This window comes from Leclercia sp. S52 (assembly GCF_039727615.1).
Lineage (GTDB): Bacteria > Pseudomonadota > Gammaproteobacteria > Enterobacterales > Enterobacteriaceae > Enterobacter > Enterobacter adecarboxylatus_B.
Genome location: NZ_CP152474.1, coordinates 2,897,030 through 2,911,067 on the forward strand (window position 1 = coordinate 2,897,030; position 14,038 = coordinate 2,911,067).

A 14,038-nucleotide genomic window follows, 5' to 3' on the forward strand; every position below is an offset into this window, starting at 1 on the left:
AGCTATTTCTCCGCCCAGGCGTAACCGCGCGCCTGCATCGTTTTGTATTCCTGTTTGAGTTTGGTGATGGTGTCCGGGTACTCCGGCTTTCCTTCGTCGTCGACCAGCACCGACTGCTGACTGCATTTGCAGTTGATGGAGTTACCATCCTTGCTGTACCAGTCCCTCACCTCTTCGTTGGTATAGAGGTGAGCATGACGCACCGCATGTGTATGGCGGGTAGTCGCCGACAGTGCGGAGATATGAACCAGTAGCGTTTTTAGCCCGTAAAGGTCATTGGCCTCCTGGTCCTCATCCCACTTCGCCCGGCGCAGCGCGGTAGTCACTTCAGTGCGTGCTATACGGTTTGCCCGGCGCTTCTCGATGCCGGTCTGGTCTGTCAGGTTGCGCGCAATATCCAGCGGATTAAGCCCGCGCCCCACACCATCAGTCAGCACGCGCGCCATATCTCGCTTAACGTCAGCAGTCAGCCCCTTCATTTCCTCAAACACACGGGCATGCACCAGCGCCATTCGTTGCTGGTACGGGTCGCTTGCGATGATGGACGCCAGCGATTCCCGCCCGGCTGCGTACACCGGGGATTGCTGGCTAAGGTTGTAGAACGACTGCCCGGTCCCCTTCTCCGAAGCCAGATCGATGTACTCGTAGAACCACAGGTCGTACTCGTTGCCCTCCATCAGCACCTGATCCACCAGGTAACTGGCATCGTTAAGGATGATGGTGAGCAGCGTTGGGTTTAACTGGTATTCGTATCGGGCGTTTACTGCAAGGGAGGCGGGTATTTTGTCGAGTGCTGATTTGTACGCTTTACCAATCTTATTCATCCGCCTTGCGAATTCTTTCATTGCCCGGCGTTCCAGCGCATCGGCTCCGGTCGGATCCTGATAGTTACGCGGCAGAATCGGTGGCTTCGTCTTCTTCGTCGCCATCCTCTTCTCCTAACGGCTTTTCTTCGCCATTGTCGTAGCCTGCCGCGGTACGAATCTCCTCGCGGCTGAATGCCGGGTCATCACCGCCACCCAGCATGGTCTGGTTAATCTCGCCCATAGTTTTGGCGTTGTTCAGCTTTTCTGCGCCGGTCTGTTCGTTCAGGTCATCCCAGATAACAGCCTTCTGACTGACTGAGTCGACGATCTGGAGGTCAATAAGCTTGTCGCAGAAGTCCTCTATCTCGAAAGCGAGGTCTACGCGGCGCGACTGGCAGCGGGAATTCATGTACTTCTGGTCTTCGGTACTGGACCGTTCGGCCTGCTGGTTACCGACCAGAATCCGCGTAGGGATGTCCACACCAGCTGCGGCGGTCTGGAGGTTAACGTCATAGGTCGCTGACGGATCAGCCACAGCAGTGACCAGCGGCGTGACTGTGGCCCCCCTGGGTCGTCATCAGGACATCGTTGCCACGGTTCATTTCCCCGGCAACTTCGTTAAACTTATCCTGCAGCTCGTCAATGCTCACGCCATAAAGGGACGCGAGATTGCTGAAGTCTATTTCCTTTTCAAAGTTGACATTAAGCTGACGAGCCGCGTTCTTCAGGAAGGATTCACCAGACCCGCCCTCTACCTTCTCCAGGCTCACGAAGGCGTTATAGGCTGGCTCAAGGAAGCCGATCGCATCATCTGAGTAATCACCCAGGATAAACACGCGATCAGGGTGGATGTTAACCCTGCGGCTTGAACCGTTTGGCAGCCGCTCGGTGTATTGCCACATCTTCGGCTGGCCGTAAGTCTTCGAATTCAGACCGGTATCCCACTCACCTACAGTCAGCGACCCGGCCCATGCTACGGAAACTTTCTGCAGCCCTCGGCCTTTGGTGACTGGCAGGTTCCAGTCCTTTTCGTCGCGGATATGCAGCAGGATGCCAGCATAACGACCAACAAGGCGACGTCGGTCTGCATCCGCAAACGAGCGCCACAGCCTGGAGGTGAAGACCTGTTTAGACTTCTTCTCCCAGGCCGTTTCATCTTCGCTCTCGTCAGCATCGTCACCCTCGATGATTTCCGGGTTCGTCTGCCAGCATTTGCCAACCAGCTTTTCTACAGCGCCGTGAGCTATGCCGCCGCGCCGGTACAGCGAATAGAGATTATCGTATGTGATCTGCTCAGGGAAACCGTACTCGCACCATGCGGAATGGCGCTTATTGTCCAGCCCCATTGCCGGCACCATCAGCCCCATACGGGCGCGAGCCATCCGTGCATCGTTCAACGCATGGTTGACGGCGAGAGTTAATTTGTCAGTCATGGATTGTCCGGTGGTGGATTTATGGCAATAAAAAAGGCCGCATTAGCGGCCTGATAATTAAATACGGTTAAATGCAACTATGTGAATGTAGTTTCTGGGGTACTTCGTCGATAGTTGTTTCTTTATATCATCATGCACTTGATCAGCATGGGCCATAGATGGGTAATGCTCTATGCTGGATCCAAAATGCGATACGTTCAGTCCACCCGCGTCACTTGGTGTGTAAACGCACCACGATACAAACCATTCATCCACTTCGATATCCTCATCAATAAAGGGTGTCAATCATGGCATTGAATAGTCTATTTTATCTATATCTTACGGTAATTATTTGCCTTGCAGGCGCTTAGGAATCATCATCCCGGCCATCTGGCCCTTACGCTTAATGTGCCCATCGAGACTGTAACGAATGCCGTCCCAGCAATGCTCATATCCATCGGCCAGTTTCGGCAGAACCTCGCCGGTAATGCGGTCCGTTTTGTACGACCACATACGGGCCTCACGCGCTACATTCTTGCAGCGCGGATGGATAATGATTTCGTCGAATCCACGAAGATGCGCTATCCCGTCCTCAACACTCCCCTGCCACTTCTCAGCAGCTGAGATATTGAATCCCTGCCGCTTGAGATAGCTGATTGTCTCAGGCCGCGCTGAGTCGGCTTTAATGGGCCAATCACGCGAGCCGGGAATTGTGTCGTATAGCTCAGGCATGTGGTCAAGTTCTGTCTGCTGACCGTATGCCTCGTACTCGATGTACAGCCGGTTATGCAGGATGAAAGAGCGCACCAGAGTGTTAGGGTCTTTGGCGAAACCAAAGTCAGCACCAAAGAACAGGCGTTCAGCCTCTTTCCAGAGATTGTCTGAGAACTCTGCGATCCGGTATTTGCCAGCCAGCACCTGCTTATCGGAGTTTTCTAGGTAAGCGCCTTCCCACACCCATGCGTATGTCGCCGGGTCGAGGCGTCGCTGATCGTTCTGTCGCTCACCTTCCAGCACGTCAGGGAACCACGGGTTATCCGTGTAGTTCATTTCAACGGTGATGCAGTCGTCGCCTGCCTCTTTGCGGAAACGCTTGTCCGTGGCGCTACCGTCGCGCTCCGGGTTCCACGTCACCCAAATCTCTGAACCTTCCTCACGAACGGTCGGGCTCAACTTCTGCCAGGCTATTTCGCTGACAGATTCAGCCTCATCGACCCAACAGAGCAAGATTCTCGCCTTGGACTTGATACTGTCTAAGTTGTGCCGCAACCCGGCAAATACATACGTCACCGTCTTGTCGATCGTGCGGATGTACTTTTCGCCGATCTCGAAGTTAGAAGCCAACCATGGTACAGACAGAATGGCCTGCTTAACCTCCTGCATGCTCGACTCTTCCAGCGAGTTCATGAACTCGCGCGCGCACAGGATCACCCCGCTCTCACCGTTCATCATCGCCTGGTACGCTTTCACCGCTGTCATAAGCGCGAATGTACGTGTCTTTGCACTTCCGCGTCCGCCGTGTGAGCAGCGATAACGCTTACCAGTGGCAATGAATAGCGCCGCCAGTTTGGCTGGGATCGGAAGTTGAACGGACTCACTCATGATTTCGGCTCAACAGGCAGCAGATGAATCGTTGTAGGCTTCGTCGCCATGCTGCCATCAGATGATTTATGGTCAATTTCCTGGCTGACTTTGTCGCCGTACTTCTTCGGGTTCATTCGAGCTATCGCCCATTTGCGAGTATCGATACGCAGGCGGGCTTTGGCTACTTCTGCCGCCTCTGCTGGCACATCATCCGCAATATCGAACATCTCTTCGAAAATAGCGTCGGCGCGCGTCTCAGTGGCTTTCGCGTATTGGTCGCGAAACTCTTCGTGCTGAGCCAGCCAGCGGAACACTGTTGCCTTATTAGGCATGCCGGGGCGATCGCAAACTTTGCGCAGACTTTCCCCATCGGCAAGCAGTGAACAGATGTCAGCAGCCACCTCTGGTAAATAATCAGAAGGGCGGCCAGTTTTAGCTTTGGTCGCCTTGCTCATTCGTTACTCCGTTCTTTCCTGTGCTTGGCTCTTTGCCTTCAGGTAATCGAAGGTCATGTCGAGAAGAAGGATCCGTAGCGCGTCCTCTTCTGAGACACGCGGGCTAAGCTCACTCACCCTTCGCTGCAGTTCCTTAAGCACTTCTTGAGAGCGTGCGACGTGTTCCTTCATATCAAGGGTTATCGTGATCTGGTGAATGTCAGCCATAAAGCCTCTTTACCCCGTACAGGGCATATTTCATATTTATCCGCTACAGCCATTACGATGAGTCTTCCCATTGTGATGGCAATAAAAAACCGCCCGGAGGCGGTTATGTTTAAGAAAGTCTATCGCGATGCTCTTGAAGGAAATTCTTGATGTCTGCTTCAAATGTGGGCTTCCCTCCCATTTGGGAGTTAGCTCCGGGAATTCCAATATTGTGCTTCTGATGATACGCAGTAAGTGTAATGTCAAATTCTTCAACTTGGCTCAGCAAGTTAGGGGTTGTTACCCCTCGCTGCTGATCAATGGTCACTTTTACTCGGTAGGTATCACTGTCAATTTCAATCACATCATATCGAATGAGGTGGCTATCTGTTTTGCTGTTGATGTAGTAGGTCTTCACGTCGTAGATCATTATTTTATCCATTATTACATGTGTGAACCTACATCATGGTGACACTTTTTCCATTATCAAGCTCACCCGGAGATGAGCTTTAGAATGGGCACAAAAAAGGCCGCTCAGTGGCGACCCCTATTCAGTAATTGCTTTGGTGAATCCCGGCAGCGGTATCTGCCCCTGCTTTTCAAGTCGTTCAATTTTCGCCAGCAGGATAGGCTTTTTCACCCTTCCCCAGCGATTGAGCAGACGCCCGGACATACTCGCTACGTCTTTCTCTTTCATGAACTCCAGCATGACCGCGTTTCGCTCTTCCTCAAACTGGCGCTGGCCAATCTGAAGCATTGCGTACATCCAGTTGAAAGCATTGATGTATGCAATCTTGATTCGCATAGCTTCCTTCTTGGTATAGGACATCACCAGAAGCATTAATCCATCTTTGCGGAGACGGTAGAATTTCTGCGGCTTACCATTCTGTAACTCATTGTTTTTATAGCAAAGCTCAAAGTTGAGCTTTGTATCAAACTCCGGCGGGCAAGCATCAATAGTCCTTTCAATATCGCGGACTACGTTTTTCGATAGCTTGCCAAATGCTTTTGCCACCATGAAAGAATCTGTAACCGGATCGTTGTTTGCCACAAAAATCAGATCGCGGAAATCGATGCCGTTAATGACTGTTGGGTAGTTCATAGCGTGTACCTTACTTTGAGATGAACCTTTGCCGCATAGGAGATCAGCCCGTCGAGGCTCGCCAGCACTAACTGACTCCTCAAAGGCTCATTCCAAAGGGTTGGGTTCGACGTGGTTGAATGCGCTGCGGTGCGCGGTGAAATTCAGGCATAAAAAACCCCGCACGGTGGCGAGGTTCGATGCTGCTATTTTTCAGAGGGAGATATTAAGAGCGGATGCTAGTGTGACAGCATGGCCTATTTATATTGCTCATTTGCTCAATAGTCAATACTCGCTCGGTTAGCCGGGTGGCTATGCTTAAAGTCCAGAGGAGAGACTGTGTCAGAGCCTCAGGGATGAGGTTCTTTGTCCTGCGCTAATTCAACTTGTGCGCGTTCTTTATCTCCATCACGACCTCTCGCTGAAGCCGTCTTATTTCATCGCGGTGACGGTGCTCCTGCCTCCAGTAAATCCAGAAGAAGAGCCATGTCATTAGCAGCGCAGCAATGCATCCGCCGGAGATGATGTTGTAGATCGAGTACACACTCATTTAGCGGCTTCCGTATCGCAGTTGGCTTTCCACGTTTTGTTGTGGGTCAGGATCGCTCTTTTGGTACGCTCATCCATCGATAGGATGTCAGCATCAGTAACGAGGATCGGCTTCACCCAGTTACAGGCTGTGTCCACCACGACTGTGTTATTTGTTGAGCCAGTCTCTGCGCAGCTCGTCATCAACATTGTTGCCAGGCATGCGAGTAACGGTTTCCTGAACATCTGAAGCCTCTTTGCTTGTTTGCGTCTGGCGTTTGGTTGCGGCAGTGGCTTGTTCGATTTTGGCTTTCGTTTCTCTCTCTGTGGCGGCCTGTTCAGCTTTGCCCTTACCTTTCGAGTGGCCGATGCCAAATGCGCTGGCAGCGATAGCCAATACAGCGAAGAAACCGGCTATCAGCATTTCGATGATGCTCATGGTTTTTCTCCTGGGTTCATACCGGCGTCGATTTGTTGCTCTTTGATATCCTTATCTCCGGACAGCTTTTTGGCACCGAGGTAGCCGGCGGTGCAGAAACCGAAGTACAGGCCAAATACGACTTCAGACAGAGTTCCCTGATAGGCCTGCCATGCAACCACACAACTGCTGACCAGGAAACCTAGAGCGGCTTGTGTGCGACTGAGTGAGATATTCCCCGACATCCCTCGAAGCATGTTCAGAGCATCCATCAGATGAGGCCTTTGTAGATGTCATAGCTACCAGATCGCATCACCTCAGCATGGCGCTGAGCGCGTTCTGGTGTTTGCTTAGCCCACAGGCTGTTGAGCATGCCGCGTGAGGCGCCGTCGAAGTTTCCTTCGGAGATCATAGCGAGAGTGTTTTTGAAACCAGCGAGGCCGGGAACGCCCATTTGGTATGCCATGCTAATCAGCACATCCCGGCGGGCATCATTGCAACTCTTCAGTGCGCTGATGATTGCCGGTCGCAGTTGCATCTCGGTGATAGTGTTCTCGACAAATACCTCTTTCCACACGTCGCCAACCCTGCGCGGTACGGTGAAGGTGTAATTGGAAAGTGCTGCGCCTTTGGGGCCGATCTTAATGCCGCCGGCAATAGTGGGATATCCAAGAGTGTCTCGGTATGGCTTTTCCCGATAGCCTTCCTCAAAGTTGAGGATGGGGATAATCTGGCTCACTTCTTCTCCTCCTCAACCAGTGGCTTTACTTTGTCGGCAGTCTTTTCTGCAGTTCGCTCTGGAATAGAGTCGAGCTTTGATTTCATCTCGCTTACCTGCACCGCAAGCAATTCAACCTTCTTGTCTCGTTCGTCAGCTATATCGCGGTACTCCGCACGGATTTTGCTGTTGGAGTAAGTGAAGGCGATCGTCATTACGCTGCACATGGCACAGAACAGAAGAAACATGGCGCCTATCATGAGGCGCCCTTTATGGCTCTCAATAAACGCTTTAACTTTCATGGCGATCTTCCTCCAGCTTCGCGAGCATTGAGCTCACCTGGCCCCGGAACTGTTCATCGCCTCCGGACTGGGTCATTGCTATCAGTATGCGAAGCGAGCTTTTGATGATGCGTATGTCACTTTCGAGATGGGAAATACGCTGCAGATCCTTTTCTCTTCGCTCTCTCAATTCGTTGTTCTCTTGACGCAGCTCGTCGTTAGTGGCTTTGAGAAGAACAACCTGCTCTTTGTAATGTGTGATTACCTCGCCGCCCGCCCTGTTATTCGTTACGGCTGAAGCAATGACCGCGCTTAGTGGCTTCCAGAAAAGCGCGAGCGCACCGCCACCAAATAAGACGGCAGCAATGCTTGTGATTAGGCTGTTCTCCATTGGGTAATCCCAGCTGCGCATTGAAAAAATAAAAGAGCGCCGTACATCTGGAGATGGGGATTTCCAACGGCGCTTAAATCGCCCGTAGGCGTATGTGAGGGAATGGCAATACCGGCTCTTCGGCCTAAAGGTCCCAGGTAGCGGGATTCAGATACGAAAAAGCCCCGGCTATTAACCGAGGCTCTTTTGTGTAATTCAGTCGACAACCAAAGATATGGCGACGATATCAGATTTACGCTAAATGTATGCTATTTTATTGACTTTTGCAACACCCTGCTGCGAAAAAGCTGCTTTTTGTTGTGATCGTGTTCTCACCGCTCGCAGCAAAGCATCACTATCAAGTCGCTCGAATATGGCGCACATGGAATTCCAGTAGTCGGCGTAGTTATGACTCCAGTTATCCGGCTTCACTCCGCATAGCTCAGCTAGATCCTGCTTCTGGTAAGTCTCCCTACCGGCCAACTCAGCTTTAACATCCTGCGCCGCCAGCCAGATTAACGCCTTCAGCCTGTCCATGGTCTTGCCAGCCACCTTCTTCACGCCCAGCTGCGCCCTGAACTCACCCCATGCCCACTGAGTAATCGCCACCTGGTTCTCCCAGCGCACGTTCTCGCTGTAGTTCCAGAGCAGCCACGCCTTCTGGTGTTCTTCGAGCGACAGGACCGCCCGGCGCCACGATGCAGTGGAGAACTCGACCGGTTGGACGAGCGGGATGTGCGAGCCTTTAGCGCGCGACTGCTGCCCGGGGATTGGCGGATTGCTCGGGTTAACCAGCTTCCCGTTAGCCGGGTTAATCACCTTCACGCGGGAACGACTGCGCGGGGTGGCAGTGAACATGGCATTTTCAGCAAAGGCGACCAGCTGGCCTTTAGTGGCACCACTCAGATCGGCAGTCGCAACGATCAGCTGTTCACGCACATACTGCAGATATTGAACGTTCATTAAGCGGCTTCCTTCTGAGGTTGTTTGGTCTGGCTGTGCTTTGCTACTGGCGGCATATTGGCGCGCATGACGCTTTCCGCCTGGTATCTGGCTATCTGATCGCGGGTCATGCTGCCTCCTGCTGTTTGAGGGCGCGAAGCTTAGCCCTGGCATCGGCGCGGATGCCGTCCAGTTCTTCGCGGGTGTAACGGTGGGTTTCGTTATTGGATTCGAGCGCCAGCACATTTTCTTCGCCGATCAGCTCAACCAGCGCAGCTCTGTAGGCCTCGATATTTCCTGACTTATGAACGTTACAGGCTGAGCACTGCAGCCAGATATTGTCCGGGTTAAAGCGGAGCTGCGGGGCGGCGGCTGTGGTGCGGTAGTGGCCGGCATGCCATGCAAAGGCGGTCTTTGTTCCGCATGAGATGCAGCCATACCCGGCAGCCAGCAGCGTAGTGCGCCGCCAGTCGTTGACAGCGCGCTGAGTCATCTGCATCCAGTGGCTGATCGGCTTAACTGCCCGGCGTCGTTCTGCGTGGCTCCGGCGCGATTCCTGCTCCTTCCGGCGCTCATCCTTGATGCGCTTGGCTGCCTCTTTCACCTTCTGCTTAGCTCGCAGCTCCAGGGCATAGATAGCGCCGTGAGCCGGGCAGCACCAACGGACGTTGTCGTACTGGGGGATGAACCACTCGTTGCATACTTTGCACTTGCGGCGGGCTGGCTTACGCATGTGACTTCTCCTTGTCAGATATCAGCTCATCGATGAAATCATCTCCGTCAAGTGGAATCAGATATTGCGGAGGATAAAGCGACCAACCGTTGCCGGACCAAATCGGGGACTCCTTGCCCATTTCAGACTTCACATCACCAGTTACCAGCCAGCACTGACAATCGCTGCAGTTCACTGTCGGGCGACCATGCGGGGACTTAAATGACCCGCGAGCTGGTACCAGTTCGACCGTAGTCACGCACTTGCCAATATCAGCCTGCTTATTGCTGTCGATTATCAGCGCCAGGCCGCCCGCTCTTAACTCACGCATGATTTCTCCTTGCTGCCAGGCGCAGCCATTTCTGATCGACGAGACGGGCGGTGTAGCCCTTGAGGGTTGGGATTTCGGATGGCTTGAGTTCCGGCTTACGCTTGCGGCGAGTACGGACGCGGTAGATTTCATTTGTGATAATGCGAGCAAGAGGACTAGCCACGGGCACCTCCGAAGCGGGAAGCCCATTCCATAGCCAGGCGGGATTCATCGCCCCAGCGGACGTTACGCTCAGCACCAAAGGCGTGAATCAGCTCGATGAGGTCACGCATCTGGCCGACGGTCATCTTGCTGGTTGACTGGCCCAGTACCACGAAGCCATCACCGGCTAAGTTCGGCACGACTTCCTGCTTTACCAGCGCGGCGGTGAAGATATGCTTCCAACTCTCAGATGAGAGCTTGCGGCCATGCCATTCAACCTGGCTGCTGATGTCGCCCAAAATTGCCCAAAGCTTGGAATTCTGGTCGATGGAGCGGGTCATCTCTTTTATCTCGATGACGACCGGGCGCTTCTCGTCGAGCTGCAACTGGTTAATCGCATTGATGGCATTGGCGCGGATGTTGGTGTTACGGAGGAGGAATTGCTGTTTCATACGGCCTCCCCGCAGGAAACCGCAGAATGCAGAAAATCGCCGGTGCATTTCTGCATCGGTGAAAGGGTGTTGGTGTACTCGATGTGTGTCGTCATATCGTCCCCAATATGACGCGCCTGCACCGCCGGTCGTTCACTCCGGCGGCACAGTAATTATACCACTACTTTTGAGAATTGATTATCAACTTTCAACGCTGCTTGACGTTGAGATTAGTAATTTCAGGAAGCTTGAAGCCCGCCATGTCTTCCGCCCGGATCGGTGGTGATAAGCAGTCAGCAAACACCAGCGAACCATCGAGCAAAATCACGAAGCACCACCCCATAAACAAACTGGCACTACACCAGTCAGCCTTTAAAGGCACATCTGGCATCTTGTCGGGAAAGGTCGGGTAATGCCCTGCAAGCCACTCCATGGCGTCGCAGCGATTGAGAGTGTATTTGTCGTACATCATGCCTCCTGCTGCGGCGCTGCTGGCAGCGGCATCCAGTGGGTAACACTATCACTGTAATGATTCCAAAATGCCTGGCAGCTTTTGTTGCCTTCTGGAACACTCCAGTAGTCATGAGAAACTCTATTGTTCAGTGTTTCATACACCAGGTATTCTATTGACGTATCTTGAATCCTAGGAGGCATCCGCTCACTGCACGGAATCCACCCCTGCACAGGCTCTGCACCCTGAAGCATGGCGGAGCGGCACTGGTTATGCCCTCGAGACCATGCCTCAGCCACATCCGTCACGTCATACTTGATGAATGCCGGGCAATCATCTGCGGTGACTTCTGGTGCTGGCTGCGGTAACTGTGGTGCTGCGTAGAGTGGCATAGCTCCAGTGTTTTTTATTGCCTCAGCAAGCCATCTATCGGATGTCTCTTCGCAATCCGCGTGATGCCTAAAAACATTGCGATCCCAGTAGACGGTAGCGATAGATGGCGCTTCACCTGGCTCCTTTTCACCGAAATTACATCCAACGTTTTGGCTGAAACCTCCAGTTGTCCACGCCACCGGCTCCTGCTCCATGCTGGCGAGAAGCTGGCGGGCCATTTCCGAAACTGCGGAAGGTGCCACTCCGAATCCATTGCCCGAGATAATATCTTGCATAAACTCTTTGGTTAACTTAGCCATATCCCTACTCCCCCACCTTAGTGATGATTCCAGCGGCTACCAGTTCTGCGGTGTTGGCCTCCTGGCGAAGTTGGGCGGCGTATTCTGAGGCGGCATTGCTGACATTGGATTTCCATCCTTCAACGTCGCCATCTTTGATAGCTTCACACGCATACATTTCGGCAAACATCTCCACACCCTGAGCCCGCACTTCAGCCAGGAAGGCGTCTGTGGCCGGGGTTTCTGGCTTCTCTAGCGCAGCGTCAACTGGCTCGACATCGTGTGGCCCATATACATAGCATTCATCATCAATGAACTTGCTCAGCGCCGAATTCTCAGCAGCCAGCGCCGAGCACTTGGCCTCAAGAGCGGACACCACTTCCTGATGGTCTCTGTATTTAACGTATGAGCCCGAAATATCATCGCCCTCGGTGTTAAGCCATGCGTCATTGCAATTCACTGCGTAGGTTCTGATGCTCATGCTGATGGCTCCCCGTACTTGTCTGACAGCTCACCCATTTGCCTGTGGATTTCCGCAAGGTCACATCCCGCGCAGCCCAGAGCTTCAGCAATGAGTTCTTCCTGCTCTTGGGATGGCCCGGCCTGCAAAATTTGGTTAAGCCTCACACGCGATACGCCGCAGTGCTTGGCGATGCTGATAAGCGTTACGCCGTTATCTTTCGCCATGGTTCTAACCATCCAGCGGTAATTACTCCACTCACTCATGCTGGAGCCCTTCCCCATACCATCAGAACGCGCTTCATAGCCTCGCTCTGCCGGCACTCCTGGAAAATCACGTTCTCAGACTTGCAGCGCAGAGTTGGCCTTTTCACCTGCTTAGCCAGTGAGTAAACACGACCGCCTTTCGCGCCGCGGTGCTTCAGCTCGCCAGTCTTAACCAGCACCGATATCGCGGTAGATATCTGCTTGTAGGTGACGCCCAGGCCCTGGGCAATCTCTACCGCTCCACGTGGTTGGCCGTCAGCCAGCAGATCGACGATGCGCGCCGGATAGCAGCAGTGCGATTCGTCAGCACGGTCTGCCAGAGAGAGCATCAGAAGTTTTTGTGATGCTTTTAGTTCAAGGCTCCACGCCCAGTCCGTTGCTGCTCTGCTCATAAGGACTCAACCTCAAAGTTAAATAAGTGGATCGGGAGGTTAATTAGCACCCCTCTTTCATTGAGGTCCTGCCATTGCTTGAAGGTGATCACGCCACTGAATTCAGATTTTTTAATCATCATGTGCAGGCGGTAGTCATCTAAATCTCTGTCACCCTTCGCTGTATTACATGGGCGGCAGGAGCCATTAAGATTGCCGAGATCATTATTCCCACCGCGCTTCTTCGGCTTGATATGATCAATGTGCATGCTTTCGATTGAGAGGGTGTTGCCGCAATAAGCGCACTTGCCAGAGGACTTAGTGAAAACAGATAGCCTCTTCTGCGTGGAAAATTGACGAGCCATCACTTACCCTCCTGATGATTTACATATTCAAAATTGCCTGGCATACTTACTCCCGTTACTTGGCGTAACACAGTGTTGAGAAGGCCTTTGAAGTGACCGCTTCAAGGGCTTTCGCTTTTTTTGGTAGTACCCATCACATAACTCCCAGCATTGAGGTGACCATCGTCATCAGCGGGCCTACCTGGTCCGGCATGAGGCGGAACATGGCAGCTATACCCTCGCTTACCTCTTTCAGCTTCTGATGCTCTGGCGCGTCCAGCATGACGGCCTGCTTAGCTTCCGATACTTCCTTTTCAGCCTCAGCCAGACGTGTCAGCTTGCAGTCAGCGCCAACCAGCTTTGTGCGGTACTCAATCGGCAGAACGGCCATGATTGCCGGTGTCAGCTGGCGCACGTTCTCGCGGTACTGCTCGGAGTCAAACCGGTTATCGAGGAAGCGGAACAGCTTCTGACGCTGCCTGCTTAAGTCTTCCGGGAAGGTGATATCCACCCCGCCCTGCTCCCGGTACTCATTGACGATCAGCATCGTCACCACGTCCTGCCCCTGAGAAGCTGCCCATGAGCGAATCGCATTGCGGATCGCGTCGTGGTTATCTTCCTGTTTTTGCTGAGCGCGATTTATCATCACGCCGGGCGAAAATCCGATATTCTGTTGATAAGTAAGTGATTGCATATACGTTCCATTTGTTTGAAATAGTTAATGTTTATTGGTGTTGTTTATCGTGCACCATTGACAGTCAACCTTGACCACGCCGGGCACCCGACCATATACCGGGCCGTTCGGTACTAATAGTACATTTTATTTACATAACAAATTGCTGCTTACCGATACGACGAATCTGTGCTGCTGAGTACTTGCCGCCTGATGCTCTGGCGATCTTGTCCGCGTACTCGGTTTCTCCTGTAAACTCGGTACGCGGCAGAGAACCACGCTCAATCCATTTATAAATGGCTTTGGGCGTAAGTCCGCAAACCTCAGCCACAACAGACACGCGAACTGATTTGATAACGGCTCCAAACGTAACTTCGTTCATTTGCGTCTCCTGTGGTGAACTTGT

Annotated in this window: 24 protein-coding genes and 2 pseudogenes; all 26 read right to left on the reverse strand. The window is 52.8% G+C overall.

Annotated elements, in window-relative coordinates; all coding sequences use genetic code 11:
- Window positions 1-2: 2 nt before the first annotated feature.
- Entirely contained in the window at window positions 3-929 is a 927-nt protein-coding gene (locus tag AAHB66_RS13895) for a phage minor head protein (protein WP_347113334.1), read from the reverse strand.
- Window positions 889-2,239 (reverse strand): annotated as a pseudogene (locus AAHB66_RS13900) (phage portal protein). The gene AAHB66_RS13895 and the pseudogene AAHB66_RS13900 overlap by 41 nt, the downstream one beginning before the upstream one ends.
- 327 nt (window positions 2,240-2,566) lie before the next feature.
- Window positions 2,567-3,820 (reverse strand): PBSX family phage terminase large subunit, encoded by a 1,254-nt coding sequence (locus AAHB66_RS13905; protein WP_347113335.1) that lies wholly within the window; start codon window positions 3,818-3,820, stop codon window positions 2,567-2,569.
- Window positions 3,817-4,257 carry a ubiquitin carboxyl-hydrolase gene (locus AAHB66_RS13910; protein ID WP_347113336.1) on the reverse strand — a complete coding sequence of 147 codons (441 nt, stop codon included), beginning with the start codon at window positions 4,255-4,257 and terminating at the stop codon, window positions 3,817-3,819. The genes AAHB66_RS13905 and AAHB66_RS13910 overlap by 4 nt, the downstream gene beginning before the upstream one ends.
- Window positions 4,258-4,260: 3 nt before the next feature.
- Window positions 4,261-4,464, reverse strand: coding sequence for a hypothetical protein (locus AAHB66_RS13915; protein ID WP_347113337.1), 204 nt, complete (start codon window positions 4,462-4,464; stop codon window positions 4,261-4,263).
- Window positions 4,465-4,573: 109 nt separating this feature from the next.
- Window positions 4,574-4,873, reverse strand: a complete 300-nt coding sequence (locus AAHB66_RS13920; protein ID WP_247866743.1) for a hypothetical protein — start codon at window positions 4,871-4,873, stop codon at window positions 4,574-4,576.
- 117 nt (window positions 4,874-4,990) lie between these two features.
- Window positions 4,991-5,545, reverse strand: a complete 555-nt coding sequence (locus AAHB66_RS13925; protein WP_347113338.1) for a Rha family transcriptional regulator — start codon at window positions 5,543-5,545, stop codon at window positions 4,991-4,993.
- Window positions 5,546-6,221: 676 nt separating this feature from the next.
- The gene (locus AAHB66_RS13930) at window positions 6,222-6,491 is read right to left on the reverse strand and encodes a hypothetical protein (protein ID WP_347113339.1); all 270 of its coding nucleotides are present in this window, start codon (window positions 6,489-6,491) and stop codon (window positions 6,222-6,224) included.
- Window positions 6,488-6,742 carry a hypothetical protein gene (locus tag AAHB66_RS13935; protein ID WP_250366121.1) on the reverse strand — a complete coding sequence of 85 codons (255 nt, stop codon included), beginning with the start codon at window positions 6,740-6,742 and terminating at the stop codon, window positions 6,488-6,490. Before AAHB66_RS13935 ends, AAHB66_RS13930 begins: the two co-directional genes overlap by 4 nt.
- Window positions 6,742-7,209, reverse strand: a complete 468-nt coding sequence (locus tag AAHB66_RS13940) for a glycoside hydrolase family protein (RefSeq protein WP_347113340.1) — start codon at window positions 7,207-7,209, stop codon at window positions 6,742-6,744. Before AAHB66_RS13940 ends, AAHB66_RS13935 begins: the two co-directional genes overlap by 1 nt.
- Window positions 7,206-7,490 carry a hypothetical protein gene (locus AAHB66_RS13945; protein WP_347113341.1) on the reverse strand — a complete coding sequence of 95 codons (285 nt, stop codon included), beginning with the start codon at window positions 7,488-7,490 and terminating at the stop codon, window positions 7,206-7,208. The genes AAHB66_RS13940 and AAHB66_RS13945 overlap by 4 nt, the downstream gene beginning before the upstream one ends.
- Window positions 7,480-7,860, reverse strand: coding sequence for a hypothetical protein (locus AAHB66_RS13950; RefSeq protein WP_032612193.1), 381 nt, complete (start codon window positions 7,858-7,860; stop codon window positions 7,480-7,482). The genes AAHB66_RS13945 and AAHB66_RS13950 overlap by 11 nt, the downstream gene beginning before the upstream one ends.
- Window positions 7,861-8,097: 237 nt before the next feature.
- Window positions 8,098-8,802, reverse strand: coding sequence for a bacteriophage antitermination protein Q (locus AAHB66_RS13955; RefSeq protein ID WP_347113342.1), 705 nt, complete (start codon window positions 8,800-8,802; stop codon window positions 8,098-8,100).
- Window positions 8,802-8,912 carry a hypothetical protein gene (locus AAHB66_RS13960; RefSeq protein WP_347113343.1) on the reverse strand — a complete coding sequence of 37 codons (111 nt, stop codon included), beginning with the start codon at window positions 8,910-8,912 and terminating at the stop codon, window positions 8,802-8,804. The genes AAHB66_RS13955 and AAHB66_RS13960 overlap by 1 nt, the downstream gene beginning before the upstream one ends.
- Window positions 8,909-9,514 carry a recombination protein NinG gene (locus AAHB66_RS13965; RefSeq protein WP_347113344.1) on the reverse strand — a complete coding sequence of 202 codons (606 nt, stop codon included), beginning with the start codon at window positions 9,512-9,514 and terminating at the stop codon, window positions 8,909-8,911. Before AAHB66_RS13965 ends, AAHB66_RS13960 begins: the two co-directional genes overlap by 4 nt.
- The gene (locus AAHB66_RS13970; protein ID WP_347113345.1) at window positions 9,507-9,824 is read right to left on the reverse strand and encodes a hypothetical protein; all 318 of its coding nucleotides are present in this window, start codon (window positions 9,822-9,824) and stop codon (window positions 9,507-9,509) included. Before AAHB66_RS13970 ends, AAHB66_RS13965 begins: the two co-directional genes overlap by 8 nt.
- Window positions 9,817-9,987: a NinE family protein gene (locus AAHB66_RS13975; protein ID WP_032612199.1), complete on the reverse strand. Its 171-nt coding sequence runs from the start codon at window positions 9,985-9,987 to the stop codon at window positions 9,817-9,819. The genes AAHB66_RS13970 and AAHB66_RS13975 overlap by 8 nt, the downstream gene beginning before the upstream one ends.
- Window positions 9,980-10,417, reverse strand: a complete 438-nt coding sequence (locus AAHB66_RS13980) for a recombination protein NinB (protein ID WP_347113346.1) — start codon at window positions 10,415-10,417, stop codon at window positions 9,980-9,982. The genes AAHB66_RS13975 and AAHB66_RS13980 overlap by 8 nt, the downstream gene beginning before the upstream one ends.
- Window positions 10,418-10,604: 187 nt before the next feature.
- On the reverse strand, window positions 10,605-10,865 hold the full coding sequence (locus tag AAHB66_RS13985) for a hypothetical protein (protein ID WP_347113347.1): 261 nt from the start codon (window positions 10,863-10,865) through the stop codon (window positions 10,605-10,607).
- Window positions 10,865-11,539: a DUF551 domain-containing protein gene (locus tag AAHB66_RS13990; RefSeq protein WP_347113348.1), complete on the reverse strand. Its 675-nt coding sequence runs from the start codon at window positions 11,537-11,539 to the stop codon at window positions 10,865-10,867. The genes AAHB66_RS13985 and AAHB66_RS13990 overlap by 1 nt, the downstream gene beginning before the upstream one ends.
- A gap of 4 nt (window positions 11,540-11,543) precedes the next feature.
- The gene (locus AAHB66_RS13995; RefSeq protein ID WP_347113349.1) at window positions 11,544-11,999 is read right to left on the reverse strand and encodes a hypothetical protein; all 456 of its coding nucleotides are present in this window, start codon (window positions 11,997-11,999) and stop codon (window positions 11,544-11,546) included.
- Window positions 11,996-12,244 carry an XRE family transcriptional regulator gene (locus AAHB66_RS14000; RefSeq protein ID WP_347113350.1) on the reverse strand — a complete coding sequence of 83 codons (249 nt, stop codon included), beginning with the start codon at window positions 12,242-12,244 and terminating at the stop codon, window positions 11,996-11,998. Before AAHB66_RS14000 ends, AAHB66_RS13995 begins: the two co-directional genes overlap by 4 nt.
- A gap of 278 nt (window positions 12,245-12,522) precedes the next feature.
- Window positions 12,523-12,636 (reverse strand): annotated as a pseudogene (locus AAHB66_RS14005) (primosomal protein); the annotation flags it as partial.
- Window positions 12,633-12,980, reverse strand: a complete 348-nt coding sequence (locus tag AAHB66_RS14010) for an HNH endonuclease signature motif containing protein (RefSeq protein WP_347116490.1) — start codon at window positions 12,978-12,980, stop codon at window positions 12,633-12,635. The pseudogene AAHB66_RS14005 and the gene AAHB66_RS14010, both read right to left, overlap by 4 nt.
- A 133-nt stretch (window positions 12,981-13,113) precedes the next feature.
- Window positions 13,114-13,653 (reverse strand): toxin YdaT domain-containing protein, encoded by a 540-nt coding sequence (locus AAHB66_RS14015; RefSeq protein WP_347113351.1) that lies wholly within the window; start codon window positions 13,651-13,653, stop codon window positions 13,114-13,116.
- 130 nt (window positions 13,654-13,783) lie between these two features.
- Complete coding sequence (locus AAHB66_RS14020) at window positions 13,784-14,014, reverse strand: Cro/Cl family transcriptional regulator (protein WP_347113352.1); 231 nt, start codon at window positions 14,012-14,014, stop codon at window positions 13,784-13,786.
- Between the last annotated feature and the right edge of the window lie 24 nt (window positions 14,015-14,038).

Excerpts from the sequence above, each read along its gene's own strand:
- AAHB66_RS13895 (WP_347113334.1), bottom strand. The coding sequence starts at position 929 with ATGGCGACGAAGAAGACGAAGCCACCGATTCTGCCGCGTAACTATCAG.
- AAHB66_RS13905 (WP_347113335.1), bottom strand. The coding sequence starts at position 3,820 with ATGAGTGAGTCCGTTCAACTTCCGATCCCAGCCAAACTGGCGGCGCTA.
- AAHB66_RS13910 (WP_347113336.1), bottom strand. The coding sequence starts at position 4,257 with ATGAGCAAGGCGACCAAAGCTAAAACTGGCCGCCCTTCTGATTATTTA.
- AAHB66_RS13915 (WP_347113337.1), bottom strand. The coding sequence starts at position 4,464 with ATGGCTGACATTCACCAGATCACGATAACCCTTGATATGAAGGAACAC.
- AAHB66_RS13920 (WP_247866743.1), bottom strand. The coding sequence starts at position 4,873 with ATGATCTACGACGTGAAGACCTACTACATCAACAGCAAAACAGATAGC.
- AAHB66_RS13925 (WP_347113338.1), bottom strand. The coding sequence starts at position 5,545 with ATGAACTACCCAACAGTCATTAACGGCATCGATTTCCGCGATCTGATT.
- AAHB66_RS13930 (WP_347113339.1), bottom strand. The coding sequence starts at position 6,491 with ATGAGCATCATCGAAATGCTGATAGCCGGTTTCTTCGCTGTATTGGCT.
- AAHB66_RS13935 (WP_250366121.1), bottom strand. The coding sequence starts at position 6,742 with ATGGATGCTCTGAACATGCTTCGAGGGATGTCGGGGAATATCTCACTC.
- AAHB66_RS13945 (WP_347113341.1), bottom strand. The coding sequence starts at position 7,490 with ATGAAAGTTAAAGCGTTTATTGAGAGCCATAAAGGGCGCCTCATGATA.
- AAHB66_RS13950 (WP_032612193.1), bottom strand. The coding sequence starts at position 7,860 with ATGGAGAACAGCCTAATCACAAGCATTGCTGCCGTCTTATTTGGTGGC.
- AAHB66_RS13955 (WP_347113342.1), bottom strand. The coding sequence starts at position 8,802 with ATGAACGTTCAATATCTGCAGTATGTGCGTGAACAGCTGATCGTTGCG.
- AAHB66_RS13960 (WP_347113343.1), bottom strand. The coding sequence starts at position 8,912 with ATGACCCGCGATCAGATAGCCAGATACCAGGCGGAAAGCGTCATGCGC.
- AAHB66_RS13965 (WP_347113344.1), bottom strand. The coding sequence starts at position 9,514 with ATGCGTAAGCCAGCCCGCCGCAAGTGCAAAGTATGCAACGAGTGGTTC.
- AAHB66_RS13970 (WP_347113345.1), bottom strand. The coding sequence starts at position 9,824 with ATGCGTGAGTTAAGAGCGGGCGGCCTGGCGCTGATAATCGACAGCAAT.
- AAHB66_RS13980 (WP_347113346.1), bottom strand. The coding sequence starts at position 10,417 with ATGAAACAGCAATTCCTCCTCCGTAACACCAACATCCGCGCCAATGCC.
- AAHB66_RS13985 (WP_347113347.1), bottom strand. The coding sequence starts at position 10,865 with ATGTACGACAAATACACTCTCAATCGCTGCGACGCCATGGAGTGGCTT.
- AAHB66_RS13990 (WP_347113348.1), bottom strand. The coding sequence starts at position 11,539 with ATGGCTAAGTTAACCAAAGAGTTTATGCAAGATATTATCTCGGGCAAT.
- AAHB66_RS13995 (WP_347113349.1), bottom strand. The coding sequence starts at position 11,999 with ATGAGCATCAGAACCTACGCAGTGAATTGCAATGACGCATGGCTTAAC.
- AAHB66_RS14000 (WP_347113350.1), bottom strand. The coding sequence starts at position 12,244 with ATGAGTGAGTGGAGTAATTACCGCTGGATGGTTAGAACCATGGCGAAA.
- AAHB66_RS14010 (WP_347116490.1), bottom strand. The coding sequence starts at position 12,980 with ATGGCTCGTCAATTTTCCACGCAGAAGAGGCTATCTGTTTTCACTAAG.
- AAHB66_RS14015 (WP_347113351.1), bottom strand. The coding sequence starts at position 13,653 with ATGCAATCACTTACTTATCAACAGAATATCGGATTTTCGCCCGGCGTG.
- AAHB66_RS14020 (WP_347113352.1), bottom strand. The coding sequence starts at position 14,014 with ATGAACGAAGTTACGTTTGGAGCCGTTATCAAATCAGTTCGCGTGTCT.